Origin of the sequence: Acetivibrio saccincola (genome assembly GCF_002844395.1) — a bacterium.
In the GTDB taxonomy this organism is placed as follows: Bacteria; Bacillota; Clostridia; order Acetivibrionales; family Acetivibrionaceae; genus Herbivorax; species Herbivorax saccincola.
Genome location: NZ_CP025197.1, coordinates 1,089,078 through 1,107,960 on the forward strand (window position 1 = coordinate 1,089,078; position 18,883 = coordinate 1,107,960).

General features: G+C 34.8%; 9 protein-coding genes and 1 CRISPR repeat array (1 of these 10 running past the window's edge). All 9 genes read right to left on the minus strand.

Translation table 11 applies throughout. The features are described from left to right. Window positions 1–10,085: a CRISPR direct-repeat array (repeat unit 30 nt; unit sequence GTTTCAATTCCTCATAGGTACTGTAAAAAC) (it extends 215 nt beyond the left edge of the window). 265 nt (window positions 10,086–10,350) lie between these two features. Continuing rightward, window positions 10,351–10,614 carry a CRISPR-associated endonuclease Cas2 gene (gene cas2, locus HVS_RS04950; protein ID WP_101299766.1) on the minus strand — a complete coding sequence of 88 codons (264 nt, stop codon included), beginning with the start codon at window positions 10,612–10,614 and terminating at the stop codon, window positions 10,351–10,353. After that, a complete protein-coding gene (locus HVS_RS04955; RefSeq protein WP_159063396.1) occupies window positions 10,592–10,807 on the minus strand; it encodes a hypothetical protein in 216 nt (71 codons plus the stop codon). Before HVS_RS04955 ends, cas2 begins: the two co-directional genes overlap by 23 nt. An 8-nt stretch (window positions 10,808–10,815) precedes the next feature. Beyond that, window positions 10,816–11,808 carry a type I-B CRISPR-associated endonuclease Cas1b gene (gene cas1b, locus HVS_RS04960; RefSeq protein WP_101299770.1) on the minus strand — a complete coding sequence of 331 codons (993 nt, stop codon included), beginning with the start codon at window positions 11,806–11,808 and terminating at the stop codon, window positions 10,816–10,818. A gap of 22 nt (window positions 11,809–11,830) precedes the next feature. Next, window positions 11,831–12,328 carry a CRISPR-associated protein Cas4 gene (gene cas4, locus HVS_RS04965; RefSeq protein ID WP_101299774.1) on the minus strand — a complete coding sequence of 166 codons (498 nt, stop codon included), beginning with the start codon at window positions 12,326–12,328 and terminating at the stop codon, window positions 11,831–11,833. A 161-nt stretch (window positions 12,329–12,489) separates the two neighbouring features. Beyond that, a complete protein-coding gene (locus HVS_RS04970) occupies window positions 12,490–14,757 on the minus strand; it encodes a CRISPR-associated helicase/endonuclease Cas3 (RefSeq protein WP_101299777.1) in 2,268 nt (755 codons plus the stop codon). Between the two features lie 31 nt (window positions 14,758–14,788). Then, a complete protein-coding gene (gene cas5 / locus HVS_RS04975) occupies window positions 14,789–15,511 on the minus strand; it encodes a CRISPR-associated protein Cas5 (protein WP_101299779.1) in 723 nt (240 codons plus the stop codon). A 17-nt stretch (window positions 15,512–15,528) separates the two neighbouring features. Continuing rightward, entirely contained in the window at window positions 15,529–16,410 is an 882-nt protein-coding gene (gene cas7i / locus HVS_RS04980) for a type I-B CRISPR-associated protein Cas7/Cst2/DevR (protein ID WP_101299781.1), read from the minus strand. A gap of 3 nt (window positions 16,411–16,413) precedes the next feature. Further along, the gene (locus HVS_RS04985; RefSeq protein ID WP_101299783.1) at window positions 16,414–18,078 is read right to left on the minus strand and encodes a hypothetical protein; all 1,665 of its coding nucleotides are present in this window, start codon (window positions 18,076–18,078) and stop codon (window positions 16,414–16,416) included. A gap of 15 nt (window positions 18,079–18,093) precedes the next feature. Further along, window positions 18,094–18,765 carry a CRISPR-associated endoribonuclease Cas6 gene (gene cas6, locus HVS_RS04990; protein WP_242971691.1) on the minus strand — a complete coding sequence of 224 codons (672 nt, stop codon included), beginning with the start codon at window positions 18,763–18,765 and terminating at the stop codon, window positions 18,094–18,096. Window positions 18,766–18,883 lie beyond the last annotated feature (118 nt).

Consider the following 18,883-nt stretch of genomic DNA (forward strand, 5'->3'; position numbering starts at 1 on the left):
GTACTGTAAAAACGGAAGGAGGAAAAACATGATTAATTTAGCTGAACAAGTTTCAATTCCTCATAGGTACTGTAAAAACAAATCACCCTATATGGTGAAATATTATCCCGCAGGCGTTTCAATTCCTCATAGGTACTGTAAAAACGGGGGGGATATGGCTACTTCCCCCCACTTTTATATATGTTTCAATTCCTCATAGGTACTGTAAAAACTGTAGGTGCTGCAAACGTTGGAGGTTTTTGTGGTTGTTTCAATTCCTCATAGGTACTGTAAAAACACTCTTGGTTTAATTAAGGTTCCGTCATCATAGGTAAGTTTCAATTCCTCATAGGTACTGTAAAAACTGGATGAAGTCCAAAATTGGTTTAATTCATTGGCGTCGTTTCAATTCCTCATAGGTACTGTAAAAACATTCGTCCCTGTGTTATAATTCAGAACGATGTAGGAAAGTTTCAATTCCTCATAGGTACTGTAAAAACAGATGCCATAAAAATAATCACAGCTTGGGCAACAAAGTTTCAATTCCTCATAGGTACTGTAAAAACGATTAATAAACTTACCACGAATACCAATGTTAAAATGTTTCAATTCCTCATAGGTACTGTAAAAACTCCTATTGTCTCCCTCTTATAATACCAGGCAATCTTTGTTTCAATTCCTCATAGGTACTGTAAAAACGATGTTGAAAAGCTTGCCCTCCATTGGGCAGGCATTGAGTTTCAATTCCTCATAGGTACTGTAAAAACTCATGACAAGTGGCAGTACCAGTTCGGCCAACTCATGTTTCAATTCCTCATAGGTACTGTAAAAACGGGTTTTTAAATGAAAATTAAATTTAGAGTATGGGAGTTTCAATTCCTCATAGGTACTGTAAAAACTCAGATAGGAAACACAGTGTTGGAGGTGTAAGTGTGGGTTTCAATTCCTCATAGGTACTGTAAAAACAATATATAAAATAGGCGAAAGTGAGTTGGCAGAGATAAGTTTCAATTCCTCATAGGTACTGTAAAAACTGTTAACGGAACAGTTATCACTAAGACAACAAAAACGTTTCAATTCCTCATAGGTACTGTAAAAACAATTAAGGAATTTAAAAAAAAAATAAGGAGGTATACAGTTTCAATTCCTCATAGGTACTGTAAAAACTAAAAGGCAGACAAATTAAAAATCAGATTTTAACTCGTTTCAATTCCTCATAGGTACTGTAAAAACTGGGTTCTATTGAGGCGAGGAAACTTATTAGGGAAATGTTTCAATTCCTCATAGGTACTGTAAAAACTTGATCCCGTTACATTTTCACCTGTGTTTCTGTCATGTTTCAATTCCTCATAGGTACTGTAAAAACGTTAAATCTATCATATTAAAACCTCCATAATTAAAGAGTTTCAATTCCTCATAGGTACTGTAAAAACTTATGCAAGGCTAAGAATTACAATTGATACTTTGGTGTTTCAATTCCTCATAGGTACTGTAAAAACCATGGAGCATACTGCAGATGTCTTGAAAAATGCTGAGTTTCAATTCCTCATAGGTACTGTAAAAACACGGTTTACGCATACTCAGCGATATTCAGGGTTACGGGTTTCAATTCCTCATAGGTACTGTAAAAACGCCAACACTTTTAAAACCCGGTGCCGAAAAAATTTGTTTCAATTCCTCATAGGTACTGTAAAAACTCCGGCGCCATTTTCGTCTTGCGGGCGTCTTCTGGAGTTTCAATTCCTCATAGGTACTGTAAAAACGATTATGTTGACCTACGAGGATTTGGCTGATATTTAGTTTCAATTCCTCATAGGTACTGTAAAAACTGGATATAGCAATAAATGTTAATGTTGGAATGTTGGTTTCAATTCCTCATAGGTACTGTAAAAACCGTTTTTTCTCAGTTAATATTCTGTTAGCTTCACTTAGTTTCAATTCCTCATAGGTACTGTAAAAACCGGTTAAGATGCCATTTTTGGCACTCAAATGGTATGTTGTTTCAATTCCTCATAGGTACTGTAAAAACTAGAAAACGATTAAATACAAAGGGGTGAGGCGATGAAGTTTCAATTCCTCATAGGTACTGTAAAAACTTTAAGTGTATAGATTTGACTTTACCAACAGAAGTGGAGTTTCAATTCCTCATAGGTACTGTAAAAACTTAGTATAGTGCTATATGCATTATACCTATTGTTTGGGTTTCAATTCCTCATAGGTACTGTAAAAACGTTTTTGTCTTTGTTGCCAGAACTTCCTGGATTTTCTGTTTCAATTCCTCATAGGTACTGTAAAAACGATGGTTGGAAATATCGGTGGGCGTACTGCTGTTGCGTTTCAATTCCTCATAGGTACTGTAAAAACCCATTTGCGTCTCTGACCACAGGCCGTATAAGGGAGGCGTTTCAATTCCTCATAGGTACTGTAAAAACACCTCCTTATATTTACTTTTTATTTTTATATGTAAGTTTCAATTCCTCATAGGTACTGTAAAAACTTTCCTTGAACCCGAAGGCCTTCCTGAACCACAGGAGTTTCAATTCCTCATAGGTACTGTAAAAACGAAAGGGAGAACTCTTTCATAGCCTTACCGAATGGAAGTTTCAATTCCTCATAGGTACTGTAAAAACTAATATAATGGTAATTAGTCGGTCTGGTATAATTGCAGTTTCAATTCCTCATAGGTACTGTAAAAACGCGGATATTTTCGGGAAAGATGCGGTGTTTGTGGAGATTGTTTCAATTCCTCATAGGTACTGTAAAAACATATAAACATTTACTTTATTGCTTTTTGCCCAAGCAGGTTTCAATTCCTCATAGGTACTGTAAAAACTAAAAAAAATGATAAAAGAATTAAAGCTAAAATATGAGTTTCAATTCCTCATAGGTACTGTAAAAACAGCATTCCTCAATCCTCCTTAACTTTTTATTGTTGTTGTTTCAATTCCTCATAGGTACTGTAAAAACATATAAACATTTACTTTATTGCTTTTTGCCCAAGCAGGTTTCAATTCCTCATAGGTACTGTAAAAACAAGGGAGAATATGTAAAATTACTTCAAAGCAATCTTAGTTTCAATTCCTCATAGGTACTGTAAAAACCGGTAGCTTTGTTGATCATACCCTTAGGCATGAAGTTGTTTCAATTCCTCATAGGTACTGTAAAAACTTGCACGTCCCAAGTTTTCGGACGTGTCGCAAAACCAAGTTTCAATTCCTCATAGGTACTGTAAAAACGTTCTCAATATTATCGAGACTGTAAACAATAGCGGGGGTTTCAATTCCTCATAGGTACTGTAAAAACTCGTATCATGTATTTAAGAAAAATGACGGAACTACGCTGTTTCAATTCCTCATAGGTACTGTAAAAACTCTGGTTTAATGATTTTCCTTACAGGTACTTATTTTCGTTTCAATTCCTCATAGGTACTGTAAAAACAAATAGTGGCGACATCTCAAGTTTTTACTAGGGTAGGTTTCAATTCCTCATAGGTACTGTAAAAACATGGACCTCCAGGAATGGTCATAGTTATGTCGGTTCAAGTTTCAATTCCTCATAGGTACTGTAAAAACATGGTATCAGTAAAAGTCATTTAAACAACTTATATATGTTTCAATTCCTCATAGGTACTGTAAAAACATTCAGAGGGAAATCGATATAATTAAAAGAGAAATCAAGTTTCAATTCCTCATAGGTACTGTAAAAACAGGAGAAGGAATAAAAGCTGTTCGTATGAGCTGGCTGTTTCAATTCCTCATAGGTACTGTAAAAACATGTATGTAACCATCGAGGAGGACGAGTTCGCGGAGTTTCAATTCCTCATAGGTACTGTAAAAACTAAGCGAAATCTCAATAAAGAAATTCATCCAGGTACGTTTCAATTCCTCATAGGTACTGTAAAAACCAGGTCTTATTATGACACTCTAGTCGATGAAGCGATGTTTCAATTCCTCATAGGTACTGTAAAAACTCGAATTTCCCTTTCAACTACTACATCCTGCTTACAGGTTTCAATTCCTCATAGGTACTGTAAAAACACGCAAACAAGGTAGGCGCGGATCTGATGATGCAAAGTTTCAATTCCTCATAGGTACTGTAAAAACTGGCCTAGATTAAGAAAGGCCTGCCACATTGCAGGAGTGTTTCAATTCCTCATAGGTACTGTAAAAACAAATAGAGGTATCTACAGAGGAAGTGGCTGTAGAGCGTTTCAATTCCTCATAGGTACTGTAAAAACTGTCGGTGAATTGTACACCTGCATCCACCGCATCATCACGTTTCAATTCCTCATAGGTACTGTAAAAACGTTACAACAAGTTTTGATAAAGCAATAGAACTTGCACGTTTCAATTCCTCATAGGTACTGTAAAAACATACATTAAAAGTAATAGTACACGTAAGCAACATAGGTTTCAATTCCTCATAGGTACTGTAAAAACTATATATATTGCCACAAGGGCAATACATAGCATGAGTTTCAATTCCTCATAGGTACTGTAAAAACTTTCTATTCCATATATTGACGAATCCGAAAAAACATGTTTCAATTCCTCATAGGTACTGTAAAAACTATACAGGACAAGGAAAAACAGTAGTTGTTGCTCAATCTGGTTTCAATTCCTCATAGGTACTGTAAAAACATATATGGACTTTCGCCTGATGCGGTTTATTGCCGTATGTTTCAATTCCTCATAGGTACTGTAAAAACTGCTTCTTTTTCATTATTGAAAATACCAACTACAAAAGTTTCAATTCCTCATAGGTACTGTAAAAACGATGCTATATGAGTTGAGGGAAAAATACAAGGGATTTTGTTTCAATTCCTCATAGGTACTGTAAAAACGTTGTAATAAAAAGTTACAAAACAATAACATTCTATGGTTTCAATTCCTCATAGGTACTGTAAAAACGATATACCAGTTTATTCAGGAAACGGATTCAGAGGAGTTTCAATTCCTCATAGGTACTGTAAAAACTAATTCAAGTTTTTTAAAAAAGACTGATTAGAGGCTGTTTCAATTCCTCATAGGTACTGTAAAAACCTATATGTTGTGATTATACTGAGTATAGCAATTTAGAAGTTTCAATTCCTCATAGGTACTGTAAAAACAGTTCTAGTGAGAATAAAGGAGCTAGGAGGATTCCAAGTTTCAATTCCTCATAGGTACTGTAAAAACTATATAGTAAATATAATTAATGGAGGGATTGTAAATGCGTTTCAATTCCTCATAGGTACTGTAAAAACTGTCAATACCAAGCTCACCGCGGATTGCCAAAATAGGTTTCAATTCCTCATAGGTACTGTAAAAACAAAGTGATATAAAATTATAAAATTAATATTGACAACAGTTTCAATTCCTCATAGGTACTGTAAAAACTAATAGGAATAGTGGTGCTTTGGAATATTTGCACCAGTTTCAATTCCTCATAGGTACTGTAAAAACGGACCGGAAAGGGCGCGCCGGGGGCGGAAGAAAAAGTTTCAATTCCTCATAGGTACTGTAAAAACCATTTTTAGGGCTGCCTAGTCCATCTATAGTAAGAAGTTTCAATTCCTCATAGGTACTGTAAAAACTAAATAAACGGGAGTGAACGATATGAAACAACGAATTGGTTTCAATTCCTCATAGGTACTGTAAAAACTTGGTCTAGTATTCCATTCCTGCTTTATTCCTGTATTGGTTTCAATTCCTCATAGGTACTGTAAAAACCACCTGAAAGGGTGACCACATCCTTTGACCTTTGCTGTTTCAATTCCTCATAGGTACTGTAAAAACACCAGAAGAAGCAAGAGCGGTTTTACCTAACAGCTGTTTCAATTCCTCATAGGTACTGTAAAAACTACATCTATAGAAGTTTTAATTGACGACGCCACCGGAGTTTCAATTCCTCATAGGTACTGTAAAAACATGCTATGAAGTTGTTGAGTGTAGGACTATTGCTGGTTTCAATTCCTCATAGGTACTGTAAAAACCGTATGATTTGTTTGGGTTGTGAAAAAGGTTGGAATCGTTTCAATTCCTCATAGGTACTGTAAAAACGCATGTCTGCCCCTTCTATAGATTTGGAAAGTATGAGTTTCAATTCCTCATAGGTACTGTAAAAACAGTCGGTTCCTTTAATTATTACATACCGACCGTCTTGTTTCAATTCCTCATAGGTACTGTAAAAACGTAGATATAGTATACGGGAAAAATATTCCCAAAAGAAGTTTCAATTCCTCATAGGTACTGTAAAAACCCATCTGTGTTTATAAAAGAAAAAATTATTTCTATTATGTTTCAATTCCTCATAGGTACTGTAAAAACTAAGATTTAAGGAAAGTGAGGTCGAACACGATGCCGTTTCAATTCCTCATAGGTACTGTAAAAACCTGTGGCTGTATATGTTGATCCTGCTGTAGCTGTATCGTTTCAATTCCTCATAGGTACTGTAAAAACCCCATAGAAACATTGAATCAAATTGGCTCTATCAATAGTTTCAATTCCTCATAGGTACTGTAAAAACCAACTTTATCGCACATTTCAACGATCACGAAATAGAGTTTCAATTCCTCATAGGTACTGTAAAAACGGACAAGAATCTTTTGACGAGTTAAAGGATTTTTTAACGTTTCAATTCCTCATAGGTACTGTAAAAACCGTCATCGAGGTTGAATCGATCTTTGTATTCTCTGAAAGTTTCAATTCCTCATAGGTACTGTAAAAACGCTTCATCACTAACTAAACATCTACCTTTATTCGTTGGTTTCAATTCCTCATAGGTACTGTAAAAACCCTATTTCAATATTTTGTCCTGTTGGAGCAGTTTCAGTGTTTCAATTCCTCATAGGTACTGTAAAAACAATTAAAAAAGGAGGTAGTGAATATGAAGAAATTTTGTTTCAATTCCTCATAGGTACTGTAAAAACTTTGCGGTTAAGCAAAGGGAGGTGAACGAAACCGAAGTTTCAATTCCTCATAGGTACTGTAAAAACTTTTACAGAGGATGTCGGAATTGCCAAGCCACCTTGAGTTTCAATTCCTCATAGGTACTGTAAAAACGTGGGGCAAAAAAGAGGTTACCGTCAGTGGCACATAGTTTCAATTCCTCATAGGTACTGTAAAAACTGGGGATATACTTTCAGGCTTGCAGAAAGGGGGCTTGTTTCAATTCCTCATAGGTACTGTAAAAACCAGTGTGACAAGTAACATTAAAGAGGATAATAACAAGTTTCAATTCCTCATAGGTACTGTAAAAACAAAGAAAGAATTAATAGTGGTTATTGCAACACAATAAGTTTCAATTCCTCATAGGTACTGTAAAAACGCACGAAAGGATACGATGGTACTATGTTTTATGTTAAGTTTCAATTCCTCATAGGTACTGTAAAAACTTTTCAGGAATAGGTGTTCCTTTAAGCACATGATTCAGTTTCAATTCCTCATAGGTACTGTAAAAACGACTAAATTTCCTGCGGGACTTTCAGCACTTCTTCTGTTTCAATTCCTCATAGGTACTGTAAAAACTGCAACGATACTACTAGGATGCATTGAAGCGACGTCGTTTCAATTCCTCATAGGTACTGTAAAAACCCTGAGACGGACAGGGTTTTTAATGAGATAACATAGTTTCAATTCCTCATAGGTACTGTAAAAACGCAAGAGATGCAACAGGAAGGCGTATCAATAGCAAGTTTCAATTCCTCATAGGTACTGTAAAAACTTTGGTTACAGCTTGGAACAAAGAGGTTTGGGAACTCGTTTCAATTCCTCATAGGTACTGTAAAAACCATTCCTGTTGATTCTAGTTTTTCAACTATTTTTTCGTTTCAATTCCTCATAGGTACTGTAAAAACCGGGGTTAGGTTCATTTGCGGAGAGCAAGGAAGCGGGTTTCAATTCCTCATAGGTACTGTAAAAACTAGTCGGTATATAAGATTTTATAACAAGCCAAACAGAAGTTTCAATTCCTCATAGGTACTGTAAAAACGCAATTGCTGGCTTTATTAAAGCACTATCAGACGCTGGTTTCAATTCCTCATAGGTACTGTAAAAACCATGTCCTTGGTACAGGAAGGAAATGGGAAGGAAGAAGTTTCAATTCCTCATAGGTACTGTAAAAACGATTCCTTGCCTATTTTACGATACCAAGCTGGCTTAGTTTCAATTCCTCATAGGTACTGTAAAAACGATTCCCTAGAAAAAGAAGTTGACTACTGTCCAGGGTGGTTTCAATTCCTCATAGGTACTGTAAAAACTTTTACAAGTTATGCGTGGAAGATAACAGAATATTCGTTTCAATTCCTCATAGGTACTGTAAAAACCACCATAGGAAAGGATATAGAAGACATAGAAGACATTGTTTCAATTCCTCATAGGTACTGTAAAAACCTCTAATTGCTGCAATATCCTGTAGCCTATTTAGAGTTTCAATTCCTCATAGGTACTGTAAAAACGTTTCAGTGCTATTGCGCTTTTAATGCTTTCGCCTGGTTTCAATTCCTCATAGGTACTGTAAAAACTCTTCTAAACACCTGACTTAATTCCCAGCTATTTCTGTTTCAATTCCTCATAGGTACTGTAAAAACTGTTGCATCTTATCTTTTATGTAATTAGCTAACATTAGTTTCAATTCCTCATAGGTACTGTAAAAACTATAGGATTGAATGTTCTGTAGGATTGCCGTCTTCTCGTTTCAATTCCTCATAGGTACTGTAAAAACCCTACAATTTTAACTGTTACATGTCCTTTATAATCTTGTTTCAATTCCTCATAGGTACTGTAAAAACTTTTGTTTCTTTTCTCGCTGTTTAGTATGTATAGTAGGTTTCAATTCCTCATAGGTACTGTAAAAACATTAATGGTTGTTTCATTTACAGAAATTGTTATATCGTGTTTCAATTCCTCATAGGTACTGTAAAAACTGCAGAATTCAAACAGTATGAATTGTCCAAGGAAGAAGTTTCAATTCCTCATAGGTACTGTAAAAACCAATTTGTTTCATCTTCTAAATATTTCTGTAACTGCGTTTCAATTCCTCATAGGTACTGTAAAAACTATCTTCTCTTGGGCTAAATAATCTTTATCATCTCGAAGTTTCAATTCCTCATAGGTACTGTAAAAACAAAGTAACACAAGCAGAACCAGTCAAATTAGGAAGGTTTCAATTCCTCATAGGTACTGTAAAAACCATCTCTGAAGTTTGGTTCAATTGTATGATTTAAAAGTTTCAATTCCTCATAGGTACTGTAAAAACTCGTTTATATTCAGCGATAGATTAAGAAATTTATACGAGTTTCAATTCCTCATAGGTACTGTAAAAACTATTATAAGCCTTGAAAAAGGCTTTATTTTTTTGCTTGTTTCAATTCCTCATAGGTACTGTAAAAACCAAAATACATATCAAAAAACTTGGAAAATGATATGGGAAGTTTCAATTCCTCATAGGTACTGTAAAAACTTTTCTAAACATTTTAATTCCTCCTTTTAATTTATATGTTTCAATTCCTCATAGGTACTGTAAAAACGAATAGGAATAATGGCCATAATGATAGGTGTGGCACGTTTCAATTCCTCATAGGTACTGTAAAAACTAGTATACATCATGTTGAGGCCATTATGGTTTTTTATGTTTCAATTCCTCATAGGTACTGTAAAAACTAAAGTATTATATGCCTGTTGTTTTAGAGGTTATTTCGTTTCAATTCCTCATAGGTACTGTAAAAACAAAAACCGCCGTAAAAGGAGGTTATTATGAGGATTATGTTTCAATTCCTCATAGGTACTGTAAAAACATAGAAGATATTGACTATTACACAATAGTAATGCCAAGTTTCAATTCCTCATAGGTACTGTAAAAACCCATCTTTAGGATTAGGATTGGGATTACAAAAGCAAAGTTTCAATTCCTCATAGGTACTGTAAAAACTCTTCTGAAACTCAATAACAGTCGTATATTTCAAATGTTTCAATTCCTCATAGGTACTGTAAAAACTTTTACAATGTAGATATTAATTTTTTCTTAGAGGATGTTTCAATTCCTCATAGGTACTGTAAAAACCCTTCTACAGGTACTAAAGTGAAAACCAAAATTGCGTTTCAATTCCTCATAGGTACTGTAAAAACCCGTAGGCACCGCATGATGCCTACATTCATATTTTAACCTCATGTAATATAATAAGTCAAGTAAGGCAGGAGAAAAAACTGCAAAGCCGGAAAGAAACTGCATTTGACATAAAAATATAAAAGTTGTCGACCTCCCGGGTTTTTTACGCTATCGGACATCGACAATTTTTTAAATAGATTTTTTTAAACTGTTTCAAAATTTATATCTAAATTATAACATAAAATCTATGTAAGTAGCTGAAAACATAAATTCAAAATTCAACTATTACAGGATAAGATTACCTGGATCGATTTTTTTGCCTAATATTTCACGGTTTGTATATCTGGTCGACCTGAAAGTGTAAAAGACAACAGAGTCTTCAGTATCATGTATTCTTTGCTTAACTTCAGCCTTAAGCTTGAAATAGTTTGCTTCTGTTATTTCACCTTCAAAAACAGAGTTTTGAACCCAGTGCAAGTACTTCCGTCCTATTTTTAAAAGTTTTGCATTTCTCCTTTCACCTGCATCATATACCATAATTACAAACACATTTACCACCTTCCATATAAATACATCTATTATTTATCATACCATCATCCATATCATCCATTACATCATTCCTCACATCATTCGTCATGCAATCTGTTGTATTATCCGTTACACTATCTGTCATACCATTCATCACATCATCCATCATGTCATCCAACATACCATTAACCATAATATCAGTTATATCATGCACCGTCGTATCTACCACGAAGCAATGTAAGGAGAGAAATTTTCTTCACCCATGAAATGCTTTTGTAATTTATACAGCTCCATTCTTATTAAACGCCTGTAGGAAACTTCCCGGCCTAAAGACTTGTGCATTAGAGTGGTTTTTAATTTTTCGTTGAACTGGCTGACAAATACCTTTTTGCCCGCGTCATTTAATATAACCCCACCGGCCTTCTTTTCAAAATGCTTCTCAGACAACATCTTTCTTCCTGTCAATGTAAAAATAGTCCTGTCCACAATTATAGGTTTAAAAATCTCTGCAACGTCCAGGTTAAGGGTAAAACGTCTGTTATTTGTTGTATGTAAGTAGCCTATTCTTGGATCTAAGTGGGTTTTATAAATTTCACTTAATACGCATGTATACAATAAGCTGTTTCCAAAGCTTATAAGTGAATTTAAACGGTTTAGGGGAGGTCTTTTTGTCCGTCTTTTAAATTCAAAGAGTTCATCATTTATTATTTTATCAAACCCATCATAATAAATATCTCTTATGTTGCCTTCAATTGCCATGAGTTCACTAATTTCAGAAGCACTGTCTATTCTGTCAGTTAAAGATTCTATGGTGGAAATCTCTTTTTCTAAATCTTTCCCACGTTTGTGATAATATTTTAAAACAGAAAGTATGTTTCTGGAAGCTCCATATACAAACATTTTAGCTAAGAAAAACCTTTTAGACGTGTCTAAATAATATTCTGCCTGTTTTAAAATCATGTACCCGGAATTATAGTGTTCCCTGGGATAATATGTTCCTACAAAGTATTCATAATAATTAAAAAAGTGAAGCAGTATTTCTTTTTGAGAGGCAATTTCTAAAAATTTTTTACTTACAGTAACTTCTCCAAAAACATAAATGTCAGTGATGTCTTCAATGGGAAGGTAATTTTTGACTCCGTCACTTTCAAAAAGTACAGTGCTGTCTTTTCTTTTTAACTCTCCATTATTGAAAATGTATGCACTCTTTTTCATAGGTATCTATTTCTCCTTTCCTTTATGCCCAGCACATTTCAGAATAGGCACAGTTCCTGCAGTATTTTATTTTTTCAGCCTTGGGAGGTTTTTCCATGGAAACTATTTTTTTAATATCTTCTATGGCTTTTTCAAGCTTTTCTTCAGACTCTTCATCTAATATTACTTCTTCTCTCTTTTTCTCCTCAGGTATCAGCAATATACCTTTTGTGTCTGCACTTGTCTTTCTTATTTCATAAAGATAAAACAGAAGCTGCATCCTTGCACTTTCAATAAATTTTGAAGACTTTTTTATTTCCTGTACAATGATGCTGCCGTCTTTATTGTCTGTAATGTCAACTTTGATATTTCCAAAATCCAGTTCTTTTTTTTCCCTTGAATAAGAGTTTTCATGAATAAATTTTCCGATTACAATGTTTTCATCTTCCTGGTCCGGTTCTAATGCACGGGATATAAGCCATACCTCTCTTTTGCAAATGTAGTAATACCAGATTAAAGTCCCGGAAATACCGCCTTCCATTGGTTCACCTCCTCAATTGTATCCTAACGTGAATTTTGCCCCTACATAAACAGTGTCCCTGCGTAAATTTTATCTCTAATATAAATTGTGTTCCTATTTGAATTATGTTCATATAAAAATTGTATTCCTACGCAAACTATGTTCCTATATGAGTAACGTTCCTATAGACTAAAAAATGAAGTTTCTTCTTCCTTTTCATAATCAATGCCATAATCGCTGTTGTAATCAACGGAAAAGAGGGGAAGCTTGAACTTATTATCTATTATTTTTCTTTGAATATATTTTTTAAACTTATTTATAGACACGGGAACTTCATAAAGTGGTATAAGTTTGTATTGCTTTTTAATAAAATGCTCTTCAACTTTTTCTTTATACTGATTTGCTGGAATAATAGGTATTTTAATAATATCGCTTTTTCTTGTCAGAAGTTTTTCATCTTCTTCTAAAATGTTTAAGTCAAAGAATTCATGTTTTTGTAGTATTTCGTCAAATATTTTAGCCCCTGAGTTGTAGTCTTCATTATAAAGGTCAAAATCTTTGTAAACCTCTTCAACTAAAGAGGCAATGTCATTTTCAGAGAGTTTACCGGTATTGTTTTTTAAAACGTCTTTTGTTTTTTCCATAATGTCCTGCTGCCTTTTATACACCCATTTTAAACTTATTTCTGAAGGATTAAATACATAAAACCTGCCGTATTCAATTAAGCCATGGCGGTTGCAGCGTCCTGCCCTTTGTACAAGGCTGTCAATGGGGGCACATTCAGAAAACATTACATCAAAACTGATATCTAGCGAAACCTCTATCACCTGGGTGGATATTATAAGCTGATAAGGGTGACCGTCTTTTTGTGTCAGTATTTTTTCTTTTTTGTTTCTGTCTTCCAATGTGAATTCTGAGTGAAGGCAAAGGGTTTCAATTCCTTTCCCTGAAAAAAATTTATACTCTTTTTTAGCCGTTTCAATATCATTAACTATTAGTGCAGTTTTTTTGCCGTTGGATATTTCCTCAAGGATATTTTCCCGTATCTCCGGTAAATCCTTGTCAATATAAATCCATTCATTGCTGACCCTGTCCATAAATTCTTCTGCAACTACGGCATTTTTAAGACCGAGTAAATTTAAGAAGTGTTTTTTTAAAAATTCGGGCATTGTGGCGCTCATTAAAAGGACTTTACCGCCAAAATCCAGTATTTTCTTTACGGTAGAGGTTATAAGACCTATGGTGTAGCTGTCATAGGCGTGTATTTCATCAAAAATTACCGAACTTCCTAAAAGGGCATATTCTTTTTGAGTCCAAAAACCTGTATTAAAGCCTGTTGTCAGTAGCTGGTCAACGGTTGAAACCATCACAGGGGGCAAAAATGCTTTTTGATGAAGCATTGCGAATTTATCGTATGTTTCTTCTTCATCATTTTTACGCAGCTTGTCAAAAAAGTATGTTTCCGCACCTGAATGGGTCAGCCCGCAAATTTCGGAAGGGAAGTAGTTGGTGGAAAGTCTTTCATAGAGGCTGTTGGAAGTAACCATTGTGGGCATTAGAAATATTACTTTACCGGGTTTTAAATTTAAAGCCCACATAAGAGCCGCCTCTGTTTTTCCCGAACCAGTAGGGGCAATTACTATATTGCTTCCTTTGCTTTCTGCACACAATTTATGAAAACGTCTTTTTACATATTTTTTATTTTCTGATTTCAGTTTGTTTTTTAGGTTGTTTTCAATAACTGATGGAGTGGTGTTTAGGGTATAAGCTTTCTCATACTCATTTTTTGTTGAAGAAGAGATCCAGTCACAATTGTGTAAAAGCCCTTTTGAAAGGGAATACAGTACCCTTAAGTTTTTTCTGTCTTTTTCAAATTCCCGGGATGATTTTTCAATAATTGCTTTCAGCACCTTGTTTGCAATTTGTTTATTTTGAATTTTATACTCACTAAAAACTTCTGCACCAAAACTTTTAGCTGTTTCAACGGCTAAATCCATGGCTTCTTTTGGAATGTCAGGCCATTTGTCATCCCACAATATTTCCCTTTCAAAGCTTTTTAAGTCTTTAGTTAAAATTTTGTGGTGGCCTAATACGGACAATACGTCATAGGGGAAAAAAACATTTTTGTTTTCTTTTTTTAAAAATGCTTCTATTAAAAAAAGGCACGAAAGCACTTCGTGCCTGAAATGTTTTACACCTGTAAGCTTTTTCTCATCCGCTTTGCGATTCATATAATCTTGAAAGTAGTTGTTTAGTTTTCCAAAGTCGTGAAAAGCAATTGCATTTCTCATATTTTCTATAAACTCATCAATACTTACATTGCATTTTGATAAAACTTTTTCAAAGGCACTATATTTATTTTTTATTTCAAAATTAAAAATATCTATACAGCCCTTAACGTGGTATTCATATAGGCCTTCTTCATTTTTAACAGGTTTTGCCAAATACAATCTTTTCACCCCTTGGTTTTTTGCCTTTTAACTAGCTTATTTCCAACATGGGCACACATTGGTCGGCAAACAGGAAAGTTTCAGTTTCGGTTTGTAAAAGGTGATTTTCTCCGATGAAAGTTATATCCTTGTACTTTGTGGCTTTTCTAACTCCTTTTTTGTCTGTTTCAAAATCACAGGGAAGGTTTTTTACCACCAGAGGTTCTAATGTGATATTTACTTTGGATTTTTTAACGGTATCCCAGTCTATTTTAAGCTTTTTAGATAAATCCCCGGGTGCCCATGTATTTTTAAGTACATTTCTTTGCTCAATTTTTATGTTCTCAAAAATATTTAAACAGCATACCTTTGCAAGCTCATCGCTGTTGCCTAATGTAAGGGCATATACTGGATTGCTGAAAGCATTGTATAGTTTTAAAATAACTTCATTTTCTTCACATGCATAAAATATATTTACTGCTACGTCATAGAGAAAATTTCTAAGTATAATGGCATGGGTAAAATCTTTGGATTTTATTTTTATATAATTCCACAAATCCCTGCCTTTTCCGTTGCTTTTCCCTGTACAGCCCACCTTTATTTTGTTTTCTTTGAAGAATGAAAGAGCATCTTCAAAGGAGAGTCCTAAAGCAGCACCGGCAATACCAACTATTGTAGAAGGAGGCGGGAGAGGTACCGTATCGTGGTAAAGCTGCGCTCCCGGGTCTCTAAAGGATGCTGTTTTAGCATAAAGTTTCACCATTAATCCGTTCATGGTAATACCTCATTTCTTTAGTCAGTATAGTATTCTTCAATCCAGGAATTTATTTTGTCAAAGCACTCTCCAAGAGGAAGAAGACCATTGTTATCCCTTGCAAAAAAGCCCTTTCTTTCGCCAACTGCATAGTCTAAAATGTATTTTGAAAAATCCTTAATGGTGTTATTTATAAGGTCTAAGTTGACGTTTCCGTTGTCTACTGAAACACATTCTAAAAATATAGGGTTTTTAACCTTCAAAACTGCCGATGCAACAAATTTTGGTGAAATATCTGACAAGAACCTGCTCTGTCTTCCCACCGTCCACAAGTTTTGAATTGCGTCAATGAGGGCTTTTGCACGTTTTTTTCGCTCTGATAAGGAAAGATCCAGTTCATAGAGGTCTCCGGCACTCTTTACCCCGATTCTGTCAAGTTCAATGAGTATGGTTCCTGCATAAAACCCTGAGTGAATTTCAGTTTCAAATATATTTGGGTTGCCCCCTGATTTAACGGACATGTAGTTTGTTCCAAAATCCATTCCGCCTTTATATTCTTCCAGCGATATAAGTGGAGAAACCCTTACCGGGCTGGTTCTTTTAACGGTTTCTTTTGAATCTGCATTCATAAACCCAAAGAGATCGTCATCGATGTATTTTGAAGGTTCACATAAGGTGGAGGCAGCTCCTTTTTTTTGCTTTGCTACAGTGGTTTCAGAAAGTTCCCACCCCATGGAAGAAAGCTGTTCACGTAAAGCCCTTCTTATTGCCTGGGAAGAACAATACGGATACTCTTTTCCGTCATTTTTTTGAATCTTTTTAATACTTACAATATTATCTGCTTCCTTATCCGCACCGTTAAGAGATGAATAAGAAGCTTTTGTAAGGTATGTAATGGTGATTGCCTTTGCATCTTTCATTTCCTATTCCTCCTTATTCCTGTTTTTGGTATTGTATACATTTAATGCGCCTAAGATACAGTAAGACCTGAAATCTTCAAAATCAGCTTCTTCTAAAAGCCCGTCTAAGATGTGGTTTGATACTGAAATTCCATACTTGAATTGCAAATTGTTGAGCTGTCCTAAAAAATCAGTTCTGGTTCTTGATTTTCTAAGCTGGTACAGGTCACCTTTTATTTTTTTCAATGCCTGTTTTTCGCTTTCGTTTTCGGCTTTTGCTCTTTCAACAGCCTGGATAACAATTTGTTTTCCTAAGTTTACAGCTGTTTCAATTTGCTCCTTGTTCATATTATCACCCCTTATTATTTTTTGATATTCAGTTGTAAAATTTAAAATATTATTCATTGAAACAGGCTCTTCTGCCAATACTTTTTTAAATGAAATCTGCTCCATAAGCCGCAAAATGCTGTGTTTTTTGAGGACATTTTTTAAAATTTTCTCACGGAATAAATTATTCTCTTCATAAAGGGAGTTAAATACTTTTTTAATGTCAACGTGGTTTTGTTTCATATGGTGTATTAGTCTGAAAAAGTATCCTAAATCGTCATACAATATGAGGTTTTTAGTTAGAAAAGTATCGCCGCTGTCCACTGTGTACAGTAGATATATTTGAACGGTTGATGCGCTTATGCTTTCTAAAAAGTCTTTTAAAAAGTCGTCTTCTAATGGTTCATCTGTCTGTTCTTCTTTGGTGCTTTCCCTTGCCAGCAAATTATATTTTTCTACCATAAAAGACCACAGAAGTTCATGGGGTTTTTTGCAGTATCTTATTAAACTGTCTGCATCTAAACCTATATTGGAATAATAGTACTTGTCGTCAACGGTTCTCATGCTTGACAGGGAGCCAAATTCTTTTTGCATTTCAATTAATTTTTCAGTGTCAGGGGATGTAACCTGTATGATGAAAGTTGAGTCTCCGGTTTGTTTATAGCTTGCAGATTCAACGGCAAACTTTGAAATAAAATCACATTCCCAGCATATTTTAGCCGGATTTTTACCCTGGGAGTTGAAAGATTTAGTGGCATTAGAACTTGCAAATAAAAGAAATGAAGGTTGTCCTACTTCTGACAAAAATTTTGACTTGTTTCCGCAAACACTGCATGTTTCTTCTTTCCCGGACTTTTTAGTTTCAGGAAGTATTTTTAAAATTTGATGGCATACAGGTTGGCTGTATAAAAGCTTATTATCAGATCCCCAAAGTTTTGTCTTGTTTTTTTCTAAAAATTCATCCACCCGGGATTTTAAAGGCTCTTTTAATTCTTTGTAGGGTATACCGTCGCCCCGCCAGCTTCTTGCTCCTACAAACATACTGACAATAGGTGCAGGCTTTCTCTTTGGCATTAAAGAAATTGTGTCATTTTCTTTGTCGTACACCACCAGCTCAGGATTTTCTTTTTGCTTGACGGTTGAGATGTTCCAGTGCCGCTCTGCCAATATTTCATAACAAGTTTCCAGAAAAGAACGGATGGTATCCTGGTCAGCTCCTTCAAAATCCAGTCCAAGACTTGTGGCCGTTACGTTTACATTGAACTTTCGAAGTCTTTCATCCCCGCTTTTGGAAATTGTATAAAGACCGGCAATGCCGGCGTCAAACCACCAGTGACGCCTTAAATTAAAAGAGTATTTCATTAATAGTCACCACCTTTATATTAACTCAAAACATCCAAAGCCTTGAGAATTTTTGCCTCCGATTCCGGTATCATAAGCAAGTTTTATCATGTTGGTGTTTCCTTTTAAGAAAAAACTACCCATCCAGCCTTCAATTATAAAACCGTCATAATTGGTAACTACTTTTTTAAATTTATTATTTGAACATTCAATTTCAAAATCCATGCCAGGTGGCTCTTCTTTAAAAAACGCAATGTATTTTTTTATGATATTTTCTTTTATTATTCTTTTGAAATTGTAATCATCAGGGGAGTAGTAGACTGTTTTCCCGTTATTTAGTGTAGAGTATGCTGTTACGGGGGATAGCATTTTTATTTTTTGAATGCCTTTTGGCTCTTCCACAAGAATATTCATTTTGCTGACACAGCACTCAGTGCCGGCTATTTCAACTTTCTTCTTTAAAAGAGTGACGGAAAGATCTATAAAGAAATCTTCATAGCAAGAAGAGACGACTAATTGGACGGGAGGTTTATAAATTATTTTTTTTGATCTCTTATCTATTGTGTATTGTCCTAATAACCTTGAATATGTAAACATTTTAAAATTACGTTTACCGTAACTAAAGCCCCTGTCATGCACAAATTCAGCCAGATCCCTGTCGGCAATATTTCTGTAAATAAATCCTTGCAATATTTTGTTGTAATTCAAAGGTAGGACAAGACTTGTGTCAAAGTCTAAGGTTATAATGCATCTCACGATATCCCTCAATTCTAAGTTTATAATTATTATTTGGGTTTTTAGTGAAAACTAGTATAATAATATTCTG

Bases quoted from the DNA above. Each gene is read 5' to 3' on its own strand.
- HVS_RS04985 (WP_101299783.1), bottom strand. From the start codon at position 18,078: ATGAAATACTCTTTTAATTTAAGGCGTCACTGGTGGTTTGACGCCGGC.
- cas4 (WP_101299774.1), bottom strand. From the start codon at position 12,328: ATGGAAGGCGGTATTTCCGGGACTTTAATCTGGTATTACTACATTTGC.
- cas1b (WP_101299770.1), bottom strand. From the start codon at position 11,808: ATGAAAAAGAGTGCATACATTTTCAATAATGGAGAGTTAAAAAGAAAA.
- cas5 (WP_101299779.1), bottom strand. From the start codon at position 15,511: ATGAACGGATTAATGGTGAAACTTTATGCTAAAACAGCATCCTTTAGA.
- cas7i (WP_101299781.1), bottom strand. From the start codon at position 16,410: ATGAAAGATGCAAAGGCAATCACCATTACATACCTTACAAAAGCTTCT.